A 2,525-nucleotide genomic window follows, 5' to 3' on the forward strand; every position below is an offset into this window, starting at 1 on the left:
ACCCGGTGGAGTTGATCGGCGGCGTCCGCTTCCCCGCCATCGGCGAACTCCCGTACCTCCTCACGCTCGCGGGGCACGGGTTCTACTGGTTCAGGCTGAGCGAGGACTCGGTGCAGGGCCGGGCCGCGGGGGGCTCCGCAGGATGGGACCTCACGCCATGACCCAACCCCTGATCGAGCTCGGCGACACACGCCCCTCGATTCTCAATTCCTCACTCAGCGACCTGCTCGGCCGCTGGCTCCCGGCGCAGCGCTGGTACGTGGGCCGAGGCCTCCGGATCGCGGAGATCTCGGTCACGGCCGCGACCGCACTGACGCCGGAGTGCTTCCATCTGCTCGTGCACGTGCGGGAAGCCGGTGAACAGCAAGGCAGCCACTACCAGTTGATACTGGGTGCGGCCGTCGACCCGCCCCCGCGACTGTGGCGGCACGCCCTCGGATACATGGACGGGCCCGCAGGCGGCACGCTGCTGGTCTACGACGCCCTTCACGATCACCGTGTGGCGGTCGTGCTCCTCGACCGCCTGCGCGAGGGCGGAAAGGCCGGGGTGCTCCGCTTCGAGTCCTTCCCCCGTGCGTCGGTGCCGACCGGGCTGACCCCTCGTGTGCTGGACACCGAGCAGTCCAACTCGTCGATCGTGTACGGCGACAGGCTCATCCTCAAACTGTTCCGGCGCATCGAGCAGGGCATGAATCCGGACCTCGAGGTGACCGCTCGACTGGGGCGGGCGGGATACCCGTCGGTCCCGGCACCCACAGCCTGGTTCTATGTGACCGAACCCTTCTGGGGAACCCTCGGCATGGTCCAGCCCTTCCTGGCCGGCGCCACGGACTGCTGGCAGCTGGCCCTGGAATCGGCCGCCGTTCGAGGTGACTTCGTCCAACAGGCGCGGGGCCTGGGCCGCACGACGGGCGAACTGCACGCGGCTCTCGCCCACGTGTTCCCCCCTACGGCGCGCGAGGGGCATCACCTGCCCCGTCTCGCCGAGGAGATGAAGCACCGGCTGAAGCGCTCGGCCGAGGCAGTGCCCGCGCTGCGCCGTCATGTGGCCGCCCTTGAGGGCATCTTCGCGGATGCGGCGGCGTCCGACAGCGACCTGCCCCTGCAACGGATCCATGGAGACCTCCACCTGGGGCAGGTCCTGTGGGCCGACGGCACGTGGCACGTGGTCGATTTCGAGGGTGAGCCCTCCCGCCCGCTGACGGAGCGCCGTGCGGACCAGTCGCCGATCCGTGACGTCGTCGGCATGCTCAGGTCCTTCGACTACGCGGCGCACATGAGCCCCACCCCTCACCCCCGGTGGGCCGACCAGTGCCGCAGTGCCTTCTGCTCGGGCTACAGCGAAGCCGGCGGCTTCGAGCCGACGGACGTGCCGGAACTGCTGCGCGCGTACGAGGCCGACCGCGCCGTCTACGAGGTGCTGTACGAGGCGACCCACCGCCCCGACTGGATCACCGTCCCCATGGCGGCCGTGGCCCGTCTCGCCGGTTCACGCTGAAGGCGTCGGCCCATCTCGCACACCCACGCCGAGGGCATCGCGGCGCCGCCCCACACCTGCCGAAGGAGCCGACCATGACGGTCAACGCCACTGCCGATCCACTCCTGCACCGACGCGCCGGGCCGGGTCCTGGCGTCGACGCGGCTACGCGCGCGGCACTGCTGAGCGGAACCCACCACGACCCGCATGCCGTGCTGGGAGCCCACCCGACACCGGAGGGTGTGCTCGTACGCTGCCTCCTTCCGTACGCCCTCCAGGTGGCGGTGTCGGCAGGTGACACGGCCTGGGAACTGCCGGACACGGGCGACGGGTTCTTCGAAGGCCGACTCCCGTCCATCCCCGGCGACGGCCACCTGCTACGGGTGACGACCGCCGAGGGTGTCCTCGAGACGGACGACCCCTATCGCTTCCTGCCTTCCCTGGGGGAGTTGGACCTGCACCTCATCGGCGAGGGCCGCCACGAGGAGCTGTGGACGGTTCTCGGCGCACACGTCCTGGAACACCAAGGCGTGCCAGGCACCCGGTTCGCCGTGTGGGCGCCGAACGCGCGCGGTGTCCGCGTCGTCGGTGACTTCAATCGCTGGAACGGCACATCGACACCCATGCGCTCACTGGGCCGCTCCGGTGTGTGGGAGTTGTTCGTGCCGGACATCGGCGAGGGCGAGCTGTACAAGTTCGAGATCATCGGCCCGGACGGCTCGCGCCGCGAGCATGCGGACCCCATGGCGCGGCGCACCGAGAAGCCGCCTGCGACCGCCTCCATCGTCCATGTCTCGCACCACACCTGGCAGGACGACGCCTGGTTGGAACACCGCGCCGCCCGTCCCGCGCATGAGGCGCCGTTCTCCGTCTACGAGGTGCACCTGCCGTCGTGGCGCCCGGGTCTGACCTACCGTCAGCTGGCCGAGCAACTCCCCGCCTATGTCGCGGATTTGAACTTCACGCACGTCGAGTTCCTGCCGGTCGCCGAGCATCCCTTCGGCGGCTCGTGGGGCTACCAGGTCACCGGCTTCTACGCGCCGACGGC

Annotated in this window: 2 protein-coding genes and 1 pseudogene; all 3 read left to right on the forward strand. The window is 70.1% G+C overall.

The window, feature by feature from the left end; genetic code table 11:
• Positions 1–161, forward strand: a 161-nt coding sequence (locus AB0L37_RS38295) for an alpha-glucosidase C-terminal domain-containing protein (protein WP_365516787.1), incomplete at its 5' end; no start/stop codon positions are given.
• Entirely contained in the window at positions 158–1,498 is a 1,341-nt protein-coding gene (locus tag AB0L37_RS38300; RefSeq protein ID WP_365516784.1) for a phosphotransferase, read from the forward strand. The genes AB0L37_RS38295 and AB0L37_RS38300, both read left to right, overlap by 4 nt.
• Before the next feature lie 74 nt (positions 1,499–1,572).
• Positions 1,573–2,525: pseudogene (locus AB0L37_RS38305) on the forward strand (hypothetical protein); the annotation flags it as partial.

Origin of the sequence: Streptomyces sp. NPDC052225, from assembly GCF_040679615.1 — a bacterium.
Taxonomy (GTDB): Bacteria; Actinomycetota; Actinomycetes; order Streptomycetales; family Streptomycetaceae; genus Streptomyces.

Coding starts and splice junctions, on each gene's coding strand:
- AB0L37_RS38300 (WP_365516784.1), top strand. CDS start 158: ATGACCCAACCCCTGATCGAGCTCGGCGACACACGCCCCTCGATTCTC.